Here is a 15741-nt window from a genome sequence, read left to right as displayed (position 1 = left end):
ATAGTTCAAATGACCTTCTCCGACGCCATCCGCACCTGTTTTGCCAAGGTTTTCACCTTCTCGGGCCGTGCTTCGCGGCCCGAATACTGGTTCTTTTTTCTGTTCATCGTTATCTGGAACATCATCGCTGGGATCATCGACTGGCAGTTCTTCACGCAGGTTGCGGTGACGGAAACCGAAACCTCGAAATCCGTGTCAGCCACGTCCTCACAACCGGTGCAGGGCATCGTCGGCCTAATTGTCTTCTTTCCTCATTTGGCGGTCGCTTTCCGGCGGATGCATGATACCGGTCGCAGCGGGCTGTATGCTCTGCTGCCGATCCTGTTGATCCTTGGCGCCGGAGCCGTGCTCGTTTTCGGTATCGGCCTGGCCTCTCATTTCCAGCATGGCGGCAGGCTGGATATCCTGTTCACCCGCGCCACGTTGCTCATCGTTCTTCCGACACTACTGGTACTGGTGGTGTCGCCCCTCCTGGTTCTATGGTGGCTGACACGCCCCAGCCAGCCAGGCACCAATCAATACGGTCCCAACCCAACAGAGGTAGCCCTATGACCGAACATTCGCCCAATTCCGCCTTTCATGCCTCAAGCTTCATGCAGGGGCATAATGCCGAATATCTGGAGCAGCTTTATGCGCAATACACAAAGAACCCCGGTGCGGTGGATGCCGCATGGGGCGCGTTCTTTGATGCCATGGGCGATGCCGCACCCGATGTTCAACGCGAAGCCGACGGTCCGTCCTGGGCGCGCACCGACTGGCCGCCGATGCCAGCAGACGACCTGACTGGTGCGCTGACTGGTGAATGGGCCGAGATTGACGCCAAAGCGGCGGGCAAAAAGATCAAGGACAAGGCGGCTGAAAAAGGGGCTGAGGTCAGCGACGACCAGATCAAACGCGCCGTGCTGGACAGTTTGCGGGCACTGATGCTGATCCGGGCCTATCGCATCCGGGGCCATCTGGCCGCGGATCTGGACCCGCTGGGCATGCGTGCTGCCAGCACACATCCTGAGCTGGACCCGAAGACTTACGGTTTCACCGATGCCGACATGGATCGCCCGATCTTTATCGACAACGTACTGGGTCTGCAGGTCGCTTCGATGCGGCAGATCGTTGAAATCGTGAAACGTACATATTGCGGCACCTTCGCACTGCAATACATGCATATCTCGAACCCGGAAGAGGCCGCCTGGCTGAAAGAGCGGATCGAGGGCTATGGCAAGGAAATCCAGTTCACCAAGGAAGGCCGCAAGGCGATCCTGAACAAGATGGTCGAGGCCGAGGGTTTCGAGAAGTTCCTGCACGTCAAGTACATGGGCACCAAGCGGTTCGGTCTGGACGGTGGCGAGGCGCTTATCCCGGCGATGGAACAGATCATCAAGCGCGGTGGTGCGCTTGGCCTTAGTGACATCGTCATCGGGATGCCGCACCGGGGTCGCCTGAACATTCTGGCCAACGTGATGGGCAAGCCTTATCGCGCGATTTTCAACGAATTCCAGGGCGGTAGCTTCAAGCCCGAAGACGTGGATGGCTCTGGCGACGTGAAATATCACCTCGGCGCCTCCAGCGATCGCGAATTCGATGGCAACAGTGTGCACCTGTCACTGACCGCCAACCCCTCTCACCTTGAGGCGGTAAACCCGGTGGTTCTGGGTAAGGTCCGCGCCAAGCAGGACCAACTGGGCGATACAGATCGCACCAGGGTCATGGCCATATTGCTGCACGGTGACGCGGCCTTTGCCGGTCAGGGTGTGGTGGCCGAAGGCTTTGGCCTGTCTGGCCTGAAAGGGCACAGAACCGGCGGCACCATGCATATCGTGGTGAACAACCAGATCGGGTTCACTACCGCGCCGCATTTCAGCCGCTCGAGCCCCTATCCGACCGATATCGCGCTGATGGTCGAGGCCCCGATCTTCCATGTGAACGGCGACGACCCCGAGGCGGTGGTTCACGCCGCGAAGGTGGCGACCGAGTTCCGCCAGAAGTTCCATAAAGACGTGGTTCTGGACATCTTCTGCTATCGCCGGTTTGGCCATAACGAGGGCGATGAGCCCATGTTCACCAACCCGATCATGTACAAGAAGATCAAAACCCATAAAACTACGCTTTCCTTGTACACCGAGCGGCTGGTCAAGGACGGGCTGATCCCCGAGGGTGAGATCGAAGATATGAAGGCCGCTTTTCAGGCCCACCTGAACGACGAGTTCGAGGCCGGGAAAGACTATAAACCCAACAAGGCCGACTGGCTGGATGGGCGCTGGTCGCATCTGGACAAGAACAAGGATGATTATGTCCGGGGTGAAACAGCGATCTCGGCAGAGACACTGGCGGAAATCGGAGCCGCGCTGACCAAGGCTCCTGACGATTTCGCAATGCACAAAACTGTTGAGCGGTTGCTGGAACATAAGAAACAGATGTTCGAGACTGGTGCAGGCTTCGACTGGGCCACGGGCGAGGCACTGGCGTTTGGCTCGTTGCTGACCGAAGGATATCCCGTGCGTCTGGCCGGACAGGATGCAACACGGGGCACCTTCAGCCAGCGTCACTCTGGGTTTGTTCATCAGGAAACCGAAGAACGGTATTACCCGCTTAACAACATCCGTGCCGGGCAATCCCAATACGATGTCATCGACTCGATGCTGTCGGAATACGCGGTGCTGGGTTTCGAATACGGCTATTCGCTAGCAGAACCGAACGCTCTGGTTCTGTGGGAGGCGCAGTTCGGCGACTTTGCCAACGGTGCGCAGATCATGTTTGACCAGTTTATCAGCTCGGGCGAAAGCAAGTGGCTGCGGATGTCCGGTCTTGTCACACTGCTGCCGCATGGCTTTGAAGGGCAAGGCCCGGAACACTCGTCAGCGCGTCTGGAACGGTTCCTGCAAATGTGCGGTCAGGACAACTGGATCGTGGCGAACTGTACGACACCCGCGAACTATTTCCACATCCTGCGCCGTCAGTTGCACCGTACTTTCCGGAAACCGCTGATCCTGGTGACACCGAAGTCGCTGCTGCGTCACAAGCTGGCCGTCAGCACGGCGGACGACTTCACCACAGGCTCCAGCTTCCACCGGGTGCTGTGGGATGACGCGCAGAAGGGCAACTCTGACACCAAGCTGGTGGCCGATGACAAGATCAAGCGCGTCGTCATGTGTTCCGGCAAGGTCTATTTCGACCTGCTGGAGGAACGCGACGCGCGTGGCATCGACGACATCTACCTGATGCGGATCGAACAATTCTATCCGTTCCCAGCACATTCACTGATCAACGAACTCGAACGGTTCAAGAATGCCGAGATGGTCTGGTGTCAGGAAGAGCCCAAGAACCAGGGTGCGTGGACCTTTATCGAACCCAACATCGAATGGGTCCTGTCCCGTATCGATGCTAAACACACTCGCCCGACCTATGCCGGTCGCGCCACATCGGCCTCGCCCGCAACGGGGCTGGCCAGCCAACACAAAGCCCAACAAGAAGCGCTGGTTAACGAAGCGCTGAGCATTGAAGGAAAGTAAGCGATGACGATTGAAGTTCGTGTTCCCACGCTTGGCGAATCGGTCACCGAAGCCACAGTTGCAACCTGGTTCAAAAAGCCCGGTGATGCGGTCGCCATGGATGAGATGCTGTGTGAGCTGGAGACAGACAAGGTCACCGTCGAGGTTCCTTCTCCCGCAGCGGGTGTAATGGGTGAAATCGTGGCAGCCGAAGGCGAAACCGTCGGTGTTGGCGCCTTGCTGGCAACGATTGCGGCGGGCGAAGGCGCAGCCCCGGCGCCAGCCGCAGCCCCGGCAGCGGCACCTGCCGCATCAGGTGGGTCGGTTGACGTGATGGTTCCGACACTTGGTGAGTCTGTGACGGAGGCAACCGTTTCGACCTGGTTCAAGAAGGTTGGCGACAACGTCGCGCAGGACGAGATGCTGTGCGAATTGGAAACCGATAAAGTCTCGGTTGAAGTTCCCGCACCGACTTCGGGTGTTCTTGCGGAAATCGTTGCTCCAGAAGGATCGACCGTGGATGCGGCTGCCAAGCTGGCCGTCATCTCCGGAGCTGCCGCTGGTGCAGCAGCCGCGCCGGCACAGGCGGCAGCGGCGGCGCCCGCAGCAACAAGCACCGGAAAAGACGTCGCAAACGCGCCGTCCGCCCAGAAAGCAATGGCCGAAGCCGGACTGTCGGCTGATCAGGTCACCGGAACAGGCCGCGACGGTCGCATCATGAAGGAAGACGTAGCCAAAGCCGTTGCAGCAGTTTCAGCCCCGGCACCTGCGGCGGCTGCGCCCGCCCCTGTGGCCCAAGCCCCACGCGCCCCTGTGGCTGCCGAGGACGAGGCCCGCGAAGAACGCGTGCGGATGACCCGCCTGCGCCAAACCATTGCCAAACGTCTCAAGGACGCACAAAACACCGCTGCGATCCTGACCACCTACAACGAGGTGGACATGACCGAGGTCATGGCCCTGCGCAATCAGTACAAAGACCAGTTCGAGAAGAAGCATGGCGTGCGTTTGGGCTTTATGTCCTTCTTCACCAAGGCATGCTGCCACGCGCTGAAAGAAGTGCCCGAGGTCAATGCGGAGATTGATGGAACCGACATCGTCTACAAGAACTTCGTGCATATGGGCGTCGCCGCCGGTACGCCGCAGGGTCTGGTCGTTCCCGTGATCCGTGATGCCGACAGCATGTCCTTTGCCGCGATCGAAAAAGCCATCGCCGAAAAGGGCAAGCGCGCCCGTGACGGCAAGCTGAGCATGGCTGAGATGCAGGGTGGCACCTTCACCATCTCGAATGGTGGTGTCTATGGTTCGCTAATGTCCTCGCCGATCCTGAATCCCCCTCAGTCGGGTATTCTGGGCATGCACAAGATCCAGGACCGCCCGATGGTCATCAATGGTGAGATCAAGATCCGCCCGATGATGTATCTGGCCCTGTCTTATGACCACCGGATCGTCGATGGCAAAGGTGCCGTTACCTTCCTCGTTCGTGTGAAAGAGGCGCTGGAAGACCCGCGCCGCCTGCTGATGGACCTGTAAGCATGGCAACGCATGTACTTTGGCAAGCCGACGTGGCCGATTTCAACGCCTGGCTGAAAGTGTTCCGCGAGGACAAACCGATGCGCAAGGCCGCGGGTATCCGCGACCTGCACGTCTGGCGCGACCCCGACCAAAAAGACCACGCCATCGCGATGTTCGAGGTTACAAACCTGGACAAGGCCAAAGCCTTCTTTGGTTCCGAAGAATTGGCGATGCATCACGAGCGGGGCGGAATTGCCCATATCTCGATCAAGCTGCTGGAACCTGTTTGACAATGACTATTTCCGACCCGCCAAATCGGGTCGGGGAAGCGCCGGAACGTCCGGTCGATTTAGGAGAATGTAATGGCAAATTATGACGTCATCGTAATCGGCGCCGGGCCCGGCGGCTATGTCTGCGCGATCCGCTGCGCTCAACTGGGTTTGAAAACCGCCGTGGTCGAAGGGCGCGAAACACTGGGCGGTACTTGCCTGAACGTGGGCTGCATTCCCTCCAAGGCGCTGCTGCATGCCAGCCACCAGCTGCACGAGGCCGAGCATAACTTTGCCAAGATGGGCCTGAAGGGCAAAGCGCCTTCGGTCGATTGGAAGCAGATGCAGGCCTACAAGGACGAGGTCATCGACGGCAACACCAAGGGCATCGAATTTCTGTTCAAGAAGAACAAGATCGACTGGCTGAAAGGCTGGGGATCAATCCCAGCCGCAGGTCAGGTCAAGGTGGGTGATGAGGTCCACGAGACCAAGAACATTATCATCGCCTCTGGATCGGAACCATCTTCTCTGCCCGGTGTTGAAGTTGATGAGAAGGTTGTCGTGACTTCAACCGGTGCTTTGTCGCTGAACAAGGTCCCGAAGAAAATGGTTGTGATCGGCGCGGGTGTGATCGGGCTGGAACTGGGATCGGTTTACAGCCGCCTGGGCGCTGAAGTTACCGTGATCGAGTTCCTCAAGGAGATCACGCCGGGCATGGACCCTGAGGTGCAAAAAACCTTCCAGCGCATTCTCAAAAAACAGGGCCTGACCTTTATCATGGGTGCAGCGGTGCAGAAAACCGAAGCGACCAAGACCAAGGCCAAAGTTACCTACAAGCTGCTCAAAGACGACAGTGAACATGTGATCGACGCCGACACTGTGCTGGTCGCCACGGGCCGCAAACCCTATTCGGATGGTCTGGGACTGGACGCTTTGGGCGTCGAGATGACCCAACGTGGTCAGATCAAGGTTGGTGCCGACTGGCAGACCAACGTGCCGGGCATCTATGCAATTGGCGACGTGACCGAAGGCCCGATGCTGGCACACAAGGCCGAAGACGAAGGAATGGCCGCCGCCGAGCAAGTTGCAGGAAAGCACGGTCATGTGAACTATGGCGTGATTCCGGGTGTGATCTACACCTGGCCCGAAGTTGCCAATGTCGGTGAAACCGAAGCGACGCTCAAGGAACAGGGTCGTGCCTATAAAGTCGGCAAGTTCATGTTCATGGGCAATGGGCGTGCCAAGGCGAATTTTGCGGCAGACGGGTTCGTCAAGATTCTGGCCGACAAGGAAACCGATCGCATCCTGGGTGCCCATATCATCGGCCCCGGCGCGGGTGATCTGATCCACGAGGTCTGTGTGGCGATGGAATTCGGTGCTTCTGCCGAGGATCTGGCGCTCACCTGCCACGCGCATCCGACGTATTCCGAAGCGGTGCGCGAGGCTGCCCTGGCCTGCGGAGACGGCCCGATCCACAGCTAACACCCCTGACCCCGGCGGCGATCAGCTTGCCGGGGTCAGCCATGCATCCAGATAGGTTTCCAGTCTGTCTGTGAACGTTGTCGCTGAATGCAGCGCGCAATACTGTAAGGACATGGCCTGAATGGCAAAGGCCTGCACGCCTTCTGCCAACAGCTCGGATGGTACATCCTTGCGTACCTCTGCGGATTCAAGCCACATCATCACGACCCGGAAATACCGTTCAAAACAATAGGCAATCGGCCCAATATCTGCGATAGCCGTTGCCCCCGAGTATCTGATCAACAGATCGAACACGTACCGTTCGGACGTCATGAATTCGTGGACCGGTTCCAGCGAAGCGATAATCTCTGATACCGTTTTGGGTGGGGTACCGGATTGGGCCTGATCCAGGCAAGCATTCAGCTTGTCCGCTATCAAGATTTCCATCAGCGCGTCCTTGTCGCGGAAGTGTGCAAAGAAGGTCCCCTTGGCAACACCCGCGGCCTTTACAACTTCATCCACCCGCAAGGCTTCATATCCGCCATGTCGGATAACCTCTTCCGCAGCTGATAGAAGCTTGGCGCGGGTCTTGATGGTACGTTTCTGGATCGTTTTTTGCATATCGCCCAATCGCACATTTTTTGACCGTGGTCAAATTTTTTATTGACCGTGGTCATTTTTTGATTCTATAAACTGACCGTGGTCATTTTAAGGAGAACCCCGATGCACCCCAAGAAAATCCTCATCCTCGATGGACATCCGGCAGAAAGCAGCTTGTCACGCACATTCGCAGAAACCTATGGCGAGGCAGCCCGCAAAAACGGACATGATGTCCGAATAGTCCATCTGAGCGACCTGCAATTCGATTTTGATTTCGGTCAGGGCAACTATCACGACTTCAAGCCGCTTGAACCGGTTCTGGAACACGTGTTGCAGGACTTCGAATGGAGCGACCATCTGGTCCTGACCACACCTATGTGGTGGGGCGGGCTTCCTGCAAAACTCAAGGGATTGATTGACCGGATGTTCATACCGGGGCGGACATTCGACACCCGAAACACGACGATGGCTGGCCTGCCAGCCCCGATGCTGACCGGACGCACGGCACGCGTTATCCTTACCTCAGATACGCCGGGCTGGTTCATGCGCCTGATGTACAGGCAAGCGCTTATTCGACAGGTTCGGGGCCAGATCCTCGGGTTTGTTGGCTTCAAACCAACGCGATTCACTTACTTTGCAGGCGCAAGCTATCCCAAACCGGGCAGCGTTGATCGCTGGATCAAAAAAGTGTCCAGAATCGGAGCCGCCGCAGCTTGACTGAACTGCCGTCCGCTACCTACCACATTGTTTTGGCGGCACGTGCAGCCCAGTCTTTGTCATATTGCGCGCCGCCCTCTTCACCCTCTGACGCCTCCGACAAAAGCTGCCCAATCGTCGGAAGGTTCTTGCTTTCGTCGCCACAAGTCCAAGTGCGGGCGCGCATCAGTGCACGCGCGCACTGACTGTAAATCTCGTCAATCTGCACGACGATAACCGTCGCCGGAACCTTGCCAGTCTTTTCGAACTGGTTGCGCAATGCCGCGTCTGCGGTCAATCGGGCTGTTCCGTTTACCCGAACGACATTGTCAGAACCCGGCACAAAGAACATCAGCGAAACGCGCGGGTCCCGAACAATGTTGCGCAAGCTGTCCAGGCGGTTGTTTCCTCGCCAGTCAGGCAACGCCAGCGTTTTTGGGTTTAACTCACACACAACAGCACCGTCGTCTCCACGTGGGCTTCCGTCCACACCCTCGGGACCAACTGTACTGAGAACACAAAGGCGCGCGGCTTCAATCCACTTGCGATAGAGTGGAGTTAAGTGTCGAACGACCTTCCGCAACGAAGCAGCACCCGGCGTTCCGTACAACGCCTCGAGATCTTCTACTTTTTCAATGAATTCCATCAGGATCAAACCCCACTTCGCGCATCAATTCGTTCGAGCGTGTTTCGATGACTTCCTCCAACCGCGCGAGGAACTCATCGCGGGCAACACCTGGTTTGATCGGCTCCAGAAAATCTACAATGGCAAGGCCGGGTTTACGCATCACGCCTGTGCGGGGCCAGAACACGCCAGCATTCGTCGCAACCGGAACGCATGGAAAACCAAGGCCTTCATACAGGACCGCTGTACCAACCTTGTAGGGTTTCTTTACTCCCGGTGCCACACGCGTGCCCTGCGGATAGATCACCAGCTGACCGGGTTCGGAAAACTCTTTTGAGACGTCCTTGACCATTTTTGCCACAGCCGCACCGCGCTTGCCGCGATTGACCGGGATACAGCCAAGGCGTCGTGCATACATGCCAATGACGGGTGTGAACAACAGCTCGCGCTTCATGATAAACTTGCCGTGCGGAATGGCGTCGAAAATCATGATGATATCAAGGAACGACTGATGTTTGGCCCCGATGACCACTTCATTCGTTGGGGCATTGCCCCGCACCTCGCAGCGAATACCAACCATCCACCGGGCCAGCCACATGGTGCTTTTGGCGTAGGTTTTACACGCTTTCAGCGCACCGTTTTTAGAAAAAAGAGCATAAGGAAGAAACGCGATACCAAGGATCAGCATCCAAGCATAGATCACAATCATGAAGATGAGGGAACGAACCCACTGAATTGCCATCAACATCAGGAAAGCTCCTTCAACTTGCGTCGGGCTGCGGCCCATGTGGCAACAAAGGCAACGGCTGCCCCAAGGACGGGGATAAGAACCGGCAACACCCAGTCTTTGCCCTGAAATCCAACTCCGGTCAGAAATCCGCCCGCGTCCGAAGCTTCGGGCAAAAGCAAGACACCAGTCATTCCCAGCAGGGTCCCAACCGAGGCGCCGAAAAACGCGCGATAGGTAAACCGCCGTACAAAAGCCCCCGCGATGAAACCATCCTGCGCGCCAACCAATCGCAGAACTTCGATAATCTGCGCATTGGCCGCAAGCGATGCGTTGGCCGCAAGGGTAATCATCGCAGCGGTCGCGCCACCGATCAGCAGGATTGATATCCATCCCAGACGACGCAGGGACATCGCTGCATCGACCAGCGGTTCGCGCCATCGCGTGTGATCATCCAGAACCGCGCCGGGCACCTCGGCCCCCAATCGCAATCGCAGTCCGATCGCATCCAGCCCCGGTTCGCCCTCGATGATCTCGATCAGCTGCGGGATTGGCAAAGCATCCAACGGCAGGTCCGGCCCGAACCAAGGTGCCAGCAATGCGGCCTGTTCTTCTGTGCTAAGCGCACGGGCAGACGCGACACCTGGTGTCTGGCTGAGGACGGTCAATGCCGCTTCTGTCTGGGCAGCAAGCTGTTCGGCGGGTGCATTGATGCGTAAGGTTGCAGCACCTGCCAGTTCCGAGGCCCACCGATCTGCGATGCGGCCAGAGGCAAGGGACAAAGCCAAAGCAAAAACAGCAAGAAAAGCCATGGCACCAGCGACAAACAGCGTCAGATGCGCGGTGTAGCCGGTTGGCGGAACAACGCGGTCAGCACGGGTATCGCCGCGCAACAGGTTTTGGATATCAGCCCCAGTCACAGGTCTGCCCCCGCCAAATGCAGCTTCCGCTGCGAAATCCGCAAGACACGGGCCTGAACATGACTTTTTGCCGCGCGGATCAGGCTCAGGTCATGGGTGGCAATCAGAACGGTCTTTCCCATACGGTTCAGCTCAACCAGCAGGTGCAACAGACGTTGCGACATCTCCCAATCAACATTGCCCGTGGGCTCATCCGCCAATATGACATCGGGCGACAGGATGACGGCGCGCGCCAGAGCCGCCCGTTGACGTTCACCGCCGGACAATTCCGGTGGCCGCGCTTCGAGACGTGAACCAAGCCCCACCCAGCTGAGCAGTTCGGTCAGATTGTCTTGCCCGGACGATTCCCCGCGCCCAGAGACCATCAGTGGCAAGGCGACATTCTCGGCAAGCGTCATATGGTCAAGGAACTGGCAATCCTGATGAACAACACCAACGCGTCGGCGGAGCACGGCCAGCTGATCCCGATCAAGGGCCGAGATATCCTGATCAAACACGCTAAGACGTCCTGAGGTTGGTAACAGTGCCCCGTAACACAGCTTGAGTAATGTCGTCTTTCCCGCCCCCGATGGCCCGGTCAGAAAATGGAACGACCCCGGCTGCAATTGAACCGAGACATCGCTCAGCAACTCGCCGCCACCGTAGGTATAGCTGACATTTTCCAGCTCGATCACACGTGCCCCCAATATTTTGCCGCTCTTCTTGCCCGAGCAGGGCGACGGTTTCAATGGTTCTACCGAGTCCAATTGGTGACACTTGGCCCATGAAACCGAAAACGCCCTTTGCTGTTGGGTCTTAACGGAATATCATCCCTGAAAAAACTATTATCGGCCCTTCACCCGGCCGAGGAGGCAGTATGCGTCTTACATGTCCGAATTGCACTGCGCAGTACGAAGTTCCTGACGAGGTCATCCCCGAGGAAGGCCGCGACGTGCAGTGTTCGAACTGCGATCAGACCTGGTTTCAGGCCAAGCATCCATCCGAGGCGACAGTTGAACCGAACGCGCCTGAGGACAAGCCTGTTGAGGCAGATACATCTGATACCGAGGTCGAGGCCCAGAAGGACTCCGAGCCTGCCGAAAAAACAGCGCCAGAGGTCGAAAAACCTTCTGCTTCCACAGGAAATGTTGCCCCATCAGTCGCCAGTATCCTGAAAGAAGAAGCCGCACGAGAAGCGGAGTTGCGCGCGCAGGAAGGCGGTGGCCTGGAAAGCCAGCCCGATCTGGGCCTGGAAGCCCCACCAGAGCCAAAGGTCAGGCCCAAACGCCCTGCAACTTCGGAAACCGCCGTTGATGCCGGGCAAAAGAATGCGCTGCCGGATGTCGATGCCATCAACTCGAGCATGCGGTCGGACCCGGCAGAAGATGAGGCGCAGGCGCCTCGCAAGTCCGGTGGGTTCTTGCGCGGTTTTGCGCTGATGCTGATCATCGGCGTGGTTCTGTACCTGATCTACGGGAATGCCCGCCAGATCAGCGAGGCTGTACCGCAGGCCGATCCGTTGCTCAGCTCATATGTGTCGCTGGTGGATCAGGCGCGCATCTGGCTCGAAACTCAGGCAGGATCCGGTGCGCAGAACTAAGGGCTAGAACCGCTCCAGCAACCGCTTGAGGTATTCCAGCTCGATCTGGGGACGATCTGTTTCACCGGTCCGGCGGCGGATTTCATCCAGCAACTCGCGCGCCCGGCGATAAACGTCTTCGCCCTGCAACAGGTTCTCGTCGGTTGAAATCGAACCGGCAGCGCCTGGGTTTCGGCCCAGCGGATCGCGGTTGTTGGCCTGCATGTCGCCGTCCTGCGTTCCCTGCCCTGGTTGGTTCTGCTGTTCCTGCGCCATGGCTTCACCCAGCGACCGCATCCCTTCGCGCAACGCTTCCATCGCTTCGGATTGACGGTCGATAGCTTCGGCGAGATCATCGCCACGCAGAGCTTGCTCGGCCTCGTCCATGGCGCGCCCGGCCCGATCCAACGCCTCGCGTGCGGCGTCACCTTCGGGCGTGCCGACACCGGGGAGACCTTGTTGCTGACGACCCAACTCGTCTCTCAACGCTTGCTGTCGGTCGGCGAGCGAGCCTTGCCCCTGCTCACCGTCTCCGGCCTGATCCGAACCTTCACCTTGTCCGCCCTGACCTTCGTGGCTTTGCCCCCGACCTTGCCCGCCGTTGCGGCCTTCGTTCCCTTGGCTTTCACCTGATTGCGCGCCGGGGTTGAATTGTTCCTGCAAATCACGAAAGGCCTGATCGCTAAGACCCTGCTGTTCGCGCAGGGTTTCGGCAAGACCTTCCATGGCCTGCTGGCCTTCGGATTGCTGCCCTTGGCCCTGACCTTGAGTTACACGCATGTTCTCCATCATCTGCTGGAATTCTTCCAGCGCCTGCTGGGCTTCGGCCATGCGACCTTGTTCCATCAGTTCCTGAATACGGTCCATCATGCGCTGCAGGTCATCCTGCGTCATTTGCAAAGATTCACTATTCTGGCCGGGCTGACGTTCGCCGTCTTCTCCATCTTGCTGTGCCAGACGTTGTAGTTGCTGAAGGTAATCCTGCGTCGCCTCGCGCAATTCCTGCATCAACTCCGCTATTTCTTCATCGCTGGCCCCGTTCTTCATCGCCTCGGTCAGACGTTCCTGCGCGCGGCGCATCCGTTCCAATGCATCCGCCAGCGTCCCGTCCTCGATCACCACGGCAAGGTCCCACAGGGCTTGTGCAATCTCTTCCTGTTGTTTGGGTTTCAACCCGTATCGATGAAAAGTTTCCAATCGCCTCAGAACAACCCGCAGACGCAGATAGGCTGTGTCAGAACGAAACAGATCCTCAGGGTGGTGCGACACAGCCCTCAGCAACTGCGAGACACGAGGCGCATTGGATCGCGACCAAAGCAGATCGCGCCTTTGCTCAATCACGGCTGCCGCCAGCGGATCAAAGAAGCGCCGTGCTGGCAATGCCGTCTCATAGGAATCCGAAGACGTTTGCTGCTCCGCTGCATCCGTTGCCATCAAGGTAATCCTGACCGGCAAATGCGCCCACGGATGCTGCGAGAAGTCCTCGATCAGGTCTTCGGTGAAATCTGCCCGATCACCGGTGATCGGCATGGGTAATTCAATTTCGATCACCTCGCGCGGCTCTGGCTCGGCCGCCAGTCCGTACCGACGGTCAATCGCCGGCAAATCCAGCTCGATCCGGGCCAAGCCCGAAACCACTCCGTAATCGTCGCTGGCGGAAAATGGCAGCTTCATCTGCCCGCCCGCTTCAGACTGGGCGGTGCCGGAAACTGCAATCTGCGGAGCCGCGTCGTCAATGACCTGCACCGACCAGTCCCGCCCCGCCGGTCCATCAATGCGCAACTGACCCGAGCGTTCGGCGACAAACTCCTGTTCCGGGTCTGTTGCCGCCTCGGTTCCGCTGGCAGAACTGCTTTCGGTCAGACTATGTGCACCGACCTCACCGTAAAGTCGCAAGGTGATGCGACTGCCCTTGGGAACAGAAAGCGCCGCCCCCGTCTGATCAGCAAGATATAAGGTTGGCAAACCTGTGTATCTGGGGGGGTCCACCCATCCTTCCCAAGTTGGGCCCTGTCCAGCGACGGCTGTACCCGGCGCCATGTCCGCCACTGAACCCACGCGCCACAACGAACCAAAGATCAGCGCCACGACAAATACCAGCAGAGCGGCATAGCGCAGCGCATACGGATCACGCGACGCAAGCCGAAGATCTGGTTTCACAGCCTCAGCAGTGGCCGCACGCTGTGCCATGCGGGCTTTGTGCGCCTGCCACAAGGCAACCGAGTCCCCATCGTTGGTACCGATTGCCTGATCATCTAGCAAAGCCTGAATCGGCCGACCGGGCAGAGCCTCATCCAGCCGCGCCAGCGCATCAGCGCGGGACGGCAGCTTGAATTTCGTGACACCGCGGACGGATGCTACACCAAAAGAAATCAACGACAGCGCACCAGCACCCCAGACGATTTCAACGGGCAGATGATCCTGCAGCCCCAGCATCAGAGCGGCGAGCAAAGCCAGAACAATCGAGAACGCAGGCCAGAACGCGCGCAGCACCTGTTCAGCCACCATGCCAAGATGGGTTAGCCACAGGGACAGGCGCGGAATGGGCAGGTTCGTACTGTTGGTCAAGACGGGCCTCCGGGACGGGCCCGCGCGGTTATCGCGTCAAAGCCACGATGGTATGGTATCGCGGTTTATGATTTCGTCAAAGCTTGGCCGTTCACGAATGACTGCAAATTGATCGCCATTCACCAGAACTTCAGGGATCAACGGACGGGTATTGTATTCGCTGGACATCACCGCACCGTATGCACCCGCGCTGCGAAATGCGACCAGATCACCCGATTTCAACGGTGGCATATTGCGCTGCTTGGCAAAGGTATCCCCGGATTCGCAGACCGGGCCTACGATGTCATAGGCTTGCTGTTCCACGCCAGCCGCCGGTTCCTGCACCGCTACGATATCGTGGTACGCTTCGTACATTGCAGGCCGGATCAGGTCATTCATCGCCCCATCAAGGATCAAAAAGTCGCGACCTTCGCCTGATTTCACATAGATGACCTTGCTGACCATGATCCCGGCATTGCCCGCGATCAGGCGGCCCGGCTCAATCTCGATCTCACAGCCCAGATGGCCCAGTGTTTTCTTGATCAGCGCACCATATTCAATCGGCAAGGGCGGTGCGTCGTTCGACCGGGTGTATGGAATGCCCAAACCACCGCCCAGGTCGAGGCGCCTAATGTTGTGACCTTCAGAGCGGAGGCGCTCGGTCAGCTCGGCCACCTTTGTGTAGGCCAACTCATACGGTTCAAGTTCGGTCAGTTGCGAGCCGATGTGAACGTCGATGCCAATCACCTCCAGCCCCGGCAGGTCGGCGGCGTGAGCATAAACTTCCGAGGCGCGGGCAATCGGAATGCCAAACTTGTTCTCGGACTTGCCCGTGGCAATCTTGGCATGCGTCCTGGCATCAACATCCGGATTCACCCTGACGGTAATCGGCGCGATCACGCCAAGCTCAAGCGCAATGGCGTTGATCACTTCCATTTCGGGCTCGGATTCGACATTGAACTGGCGAATGCCGCCGCTCAGCGCCATGCGTATCTCGTCCGCTGTTTTCCCCACACCTGAGAACACAATCTTGTCACCGGGAACACCAGCCGCCTTCGCCCGCAGATATTCTCCGCCCGAGACCACGTCCATCCCCGCACCTGCTTGGGCCAATGTCTTAAGGATCGCCTGATTGCTGGCCGCCTTCATCGCGTAGCAGACCAGATGATCGGTGCCGTCCAACGCGTCATCGAACAGTTTGAAATGCCGCAGCAATGTAGCCGTGGAATAGACGTAGAACGGTGTTCCAACCGCGGCTGCGATTTCGGAGACGGGGACATCCTCGGCGTAAAGCGCGCCGTCGCGGTACAAAAAGTGATCCATGCTTGCGCGCTTAGACCA

14 protein-coding genes are annotated in these 15741 nt (G+C 58.2%); 7 read left to right on the top strand and 7 right to left on the bottom strand.

The genetic code is table 11. The features are described 5' to 3' along the window. Window positions 1–9 precede the first annotated feature (9 nt). The 5 genes from ACR0LL_RS08110 to lpdA all read left to right on the top strand — a co-directional run bounded on the left by ACR0LL_RS08110 (window position 10) and on the right by lpdA (window position 6748). Window positions 10–552: a DUF805 domain-containing protein gene (locus tag ACR0LL_RS08110; protein WP_480585550.1), complete on the top strand. Its 543-nt coding sequence runs from the start codon at window positions 10–12 to the stop codon at window positions 550–552. Next, window positions 549–3506 carry a 2-oxoglutarate dehydrogenase E1 component gene (locus tag ACR0LL_RS08105; RefSeq protein WP_480585547.1) on the top strand — a complete coding sequence of 986 codons (2958 nt, stop codon included), beginning with the start codon at window positions 549–551 and terminating at the stop codon, window positions 3504–3506. Before ACR0LL_RS08110 ends, ACR0LL_RS08105 begins: the two co-directional genes overlap by 4 nt. Before the next feature lie 3 nt (window positions 3507–3509). Continuing rightward, on the top strand, window positions 3510–5015 hold the full coding sequence (gene odhB / locus ACR0LL_RS08100) for a 2-oxoglutarate dehydrogenase complex dihydrolipoyllysine-residue succinyltransferase (protein WP_480585545.1): 1506 nt from the start codon (window positions 3510–3512) through the stop codon (window positions 5013–5015). 2 nt (window positions 5016–5017) lie between these two features. Further along, the gene (locus ACR0LL_RS08095) at window positions 5018–5287 is read left to right on the top strand and encodes a hypothetical protein (protein WP_480483134.1); all 270 of its coding nucleotides are present in this window, start codon (window positions 5018–5020) and stop codon (window positions 5285–5287) included. Window positions 5288–5359: 72 nt separating this feature from the next. Continuing rightward, window positions 5360–6748, top strand: coding sequence for a dihydrolipoyl dehydrogenase (gene lpdA, locus ACR0LL_RS08090; protein WP_480585542.1), 1389 nt, complete (start codon window positions 5360–5362; stop codon window positions 6746–6748). 21 nt (window positions 6749–6769) lie between these two features. Here the strand turns inward: lpdA and ACR0LL_RS08085 are convergent, their stop codons facing one another. Continuing rightward, on the bottom strand, window positions 6770–7348 hold the full coding sequence (locus ACR0LL_RS08085) for a TetR/AcrR family transcriptional regulator (protein ID WP_480585539.1): 579 nt from the start codon (window positions 7346–7348) through the stop codon (window positions 6770–6772). Between the two features lie 102 nt (window positions 7349–7450). Between ACR0LL_RS08085 and ACR0LL_RS08080 the strand changes: the two genes are divergently transcribed. Then, window positions 7451–8044, top strand: a complete 594-nt coding sequence (locus ACR0LL_RS08080) for an NAD(P)H-dependent oxidoreductase (RefSeq protein ID WP_480483129.1) — start codon at window positions 7451–7453, stop codon at window positions 8042–8044. 19 nt (window positions 8045–8063) lie between these two features. On the opposite strand, the gene ACR0LL_RS08075 is transcribed toward ACR0LL_RS08080, so the two are convergent. The 4 genes from ACR0LL_RS08075 to ACR0LL_RS08060 are packed head-to-tail and all read right to left on the bottom strand — an operon-like array spanning window position 8064 to window position 10969. Beyond that, window positions 8064–8669 carry a pyridoxamine 5'-phosphate oxidase family protein gene (locus tag ACR0LL_RS08075; protein WP_480585536.1) on the bottom strand — a complete coding sequence of 202 codons (606 nt, stop codon included), beginning with the start codon at window positions 8667–8669 and terminating at the stop codon, window positions 8064–8066. After that, the gene (locus ACR0LL_RS08070; RefSeq protein WP_267363220.1) at window positions 8656–9396 is read right to left on the bottom strand and encodes a lysophospholipid acyltransferase family protein; all 741 of its coding nucleotides are present in this window, start codon (window positions 9394–9396) and stop codon (window positions 8656–8658) included. Before ACR0LL_RS08070 ends, ACR0LL_RS08075 begins: the two co-directional genes overlap by 14 nt. After that, window positions 9396–10295: a cell division protein FtsX gene (locus tag ACR0LL_RS08065; protein ID WP_480585533.1), complete on the bottom strand. Its 900-nt coding sequence runs from the start codon at window positions 10293–10295 to the stop codon at window positions 9396–9398. The genes ACR0LL_RS08070 and ACR0LL_RS08065 overlap by 1 nt, the downstream gene beginning before the upstream one ends. Beyond that, complete coding sequence (locus ACR0LL_RS08060; protein WP_480585531.1) at window positions 10292–10969, bottom strand: cell division ATP-binding protein FtsE; 678 nt, start codon at window positions 10967–10969, stop codon at window positions 10292–10294. Before ACR0LL_RS08060 ends, ACR0LL_RS08065 begins: the two co-directional genes overlap by 4 nt. Before the next feature lie 182 nt (window positions 10970–11151). Between ACR0LL_RS08060 and ACR0LL_RS08055 the strand changes: the two genes are divergently transcribed. After that, the gene (locus ACR0LL_RS08055) at window positions 11152–11874 is read left to right on the top strand and encodes a zinc-ribbon domain-containing protein (RefSeq protein WP_480585528.1); all 723 of its coding nucleotides are present in this window, start codon (window positions 11152–11154) and stop codon (window positions 11872–11874) included. Between the two features lie 3 nt (window positions 11875–11877). Here the strand turns inward: ACR0LL_RS08055 and ACR0LL_RS08050 are convergent, their stop codons facing one another. Together ACR0LL_RS08050 and lysA are read right to left on the bottom strand one after the other, a co-directional pair. Beyond that, window positions 11878–14361, bottom strand: coding sequence for a TIGR02302 family protein (locus ACR0LL_RS08050; RefSeq protein ID WP_480585849.1), 2484 nt, complete (start codon window positions 14359–14361; stop codon window positions 11878–11880). 96 nt (window positions 14362–14457) lie between these two features. Then, entirely contained in the window at window positions 14458–15723 is a 1266-nt protein-coding gene (lysA, locus tag ACR0LL_RS08045; RefSeq protein WP_480585525.1) for a diaminopimelate decarboxylase, read from the bottom strand. Window positions 15724–15741: the final 18 nt, after the last annotated feature.

The sequence above is a fragment of the Ruegeria sp. AI2 genome, assembly GCF_056541275.1.
This window is presented reverse-complemented; position numbering and strand designations above follow the sequence as displayed.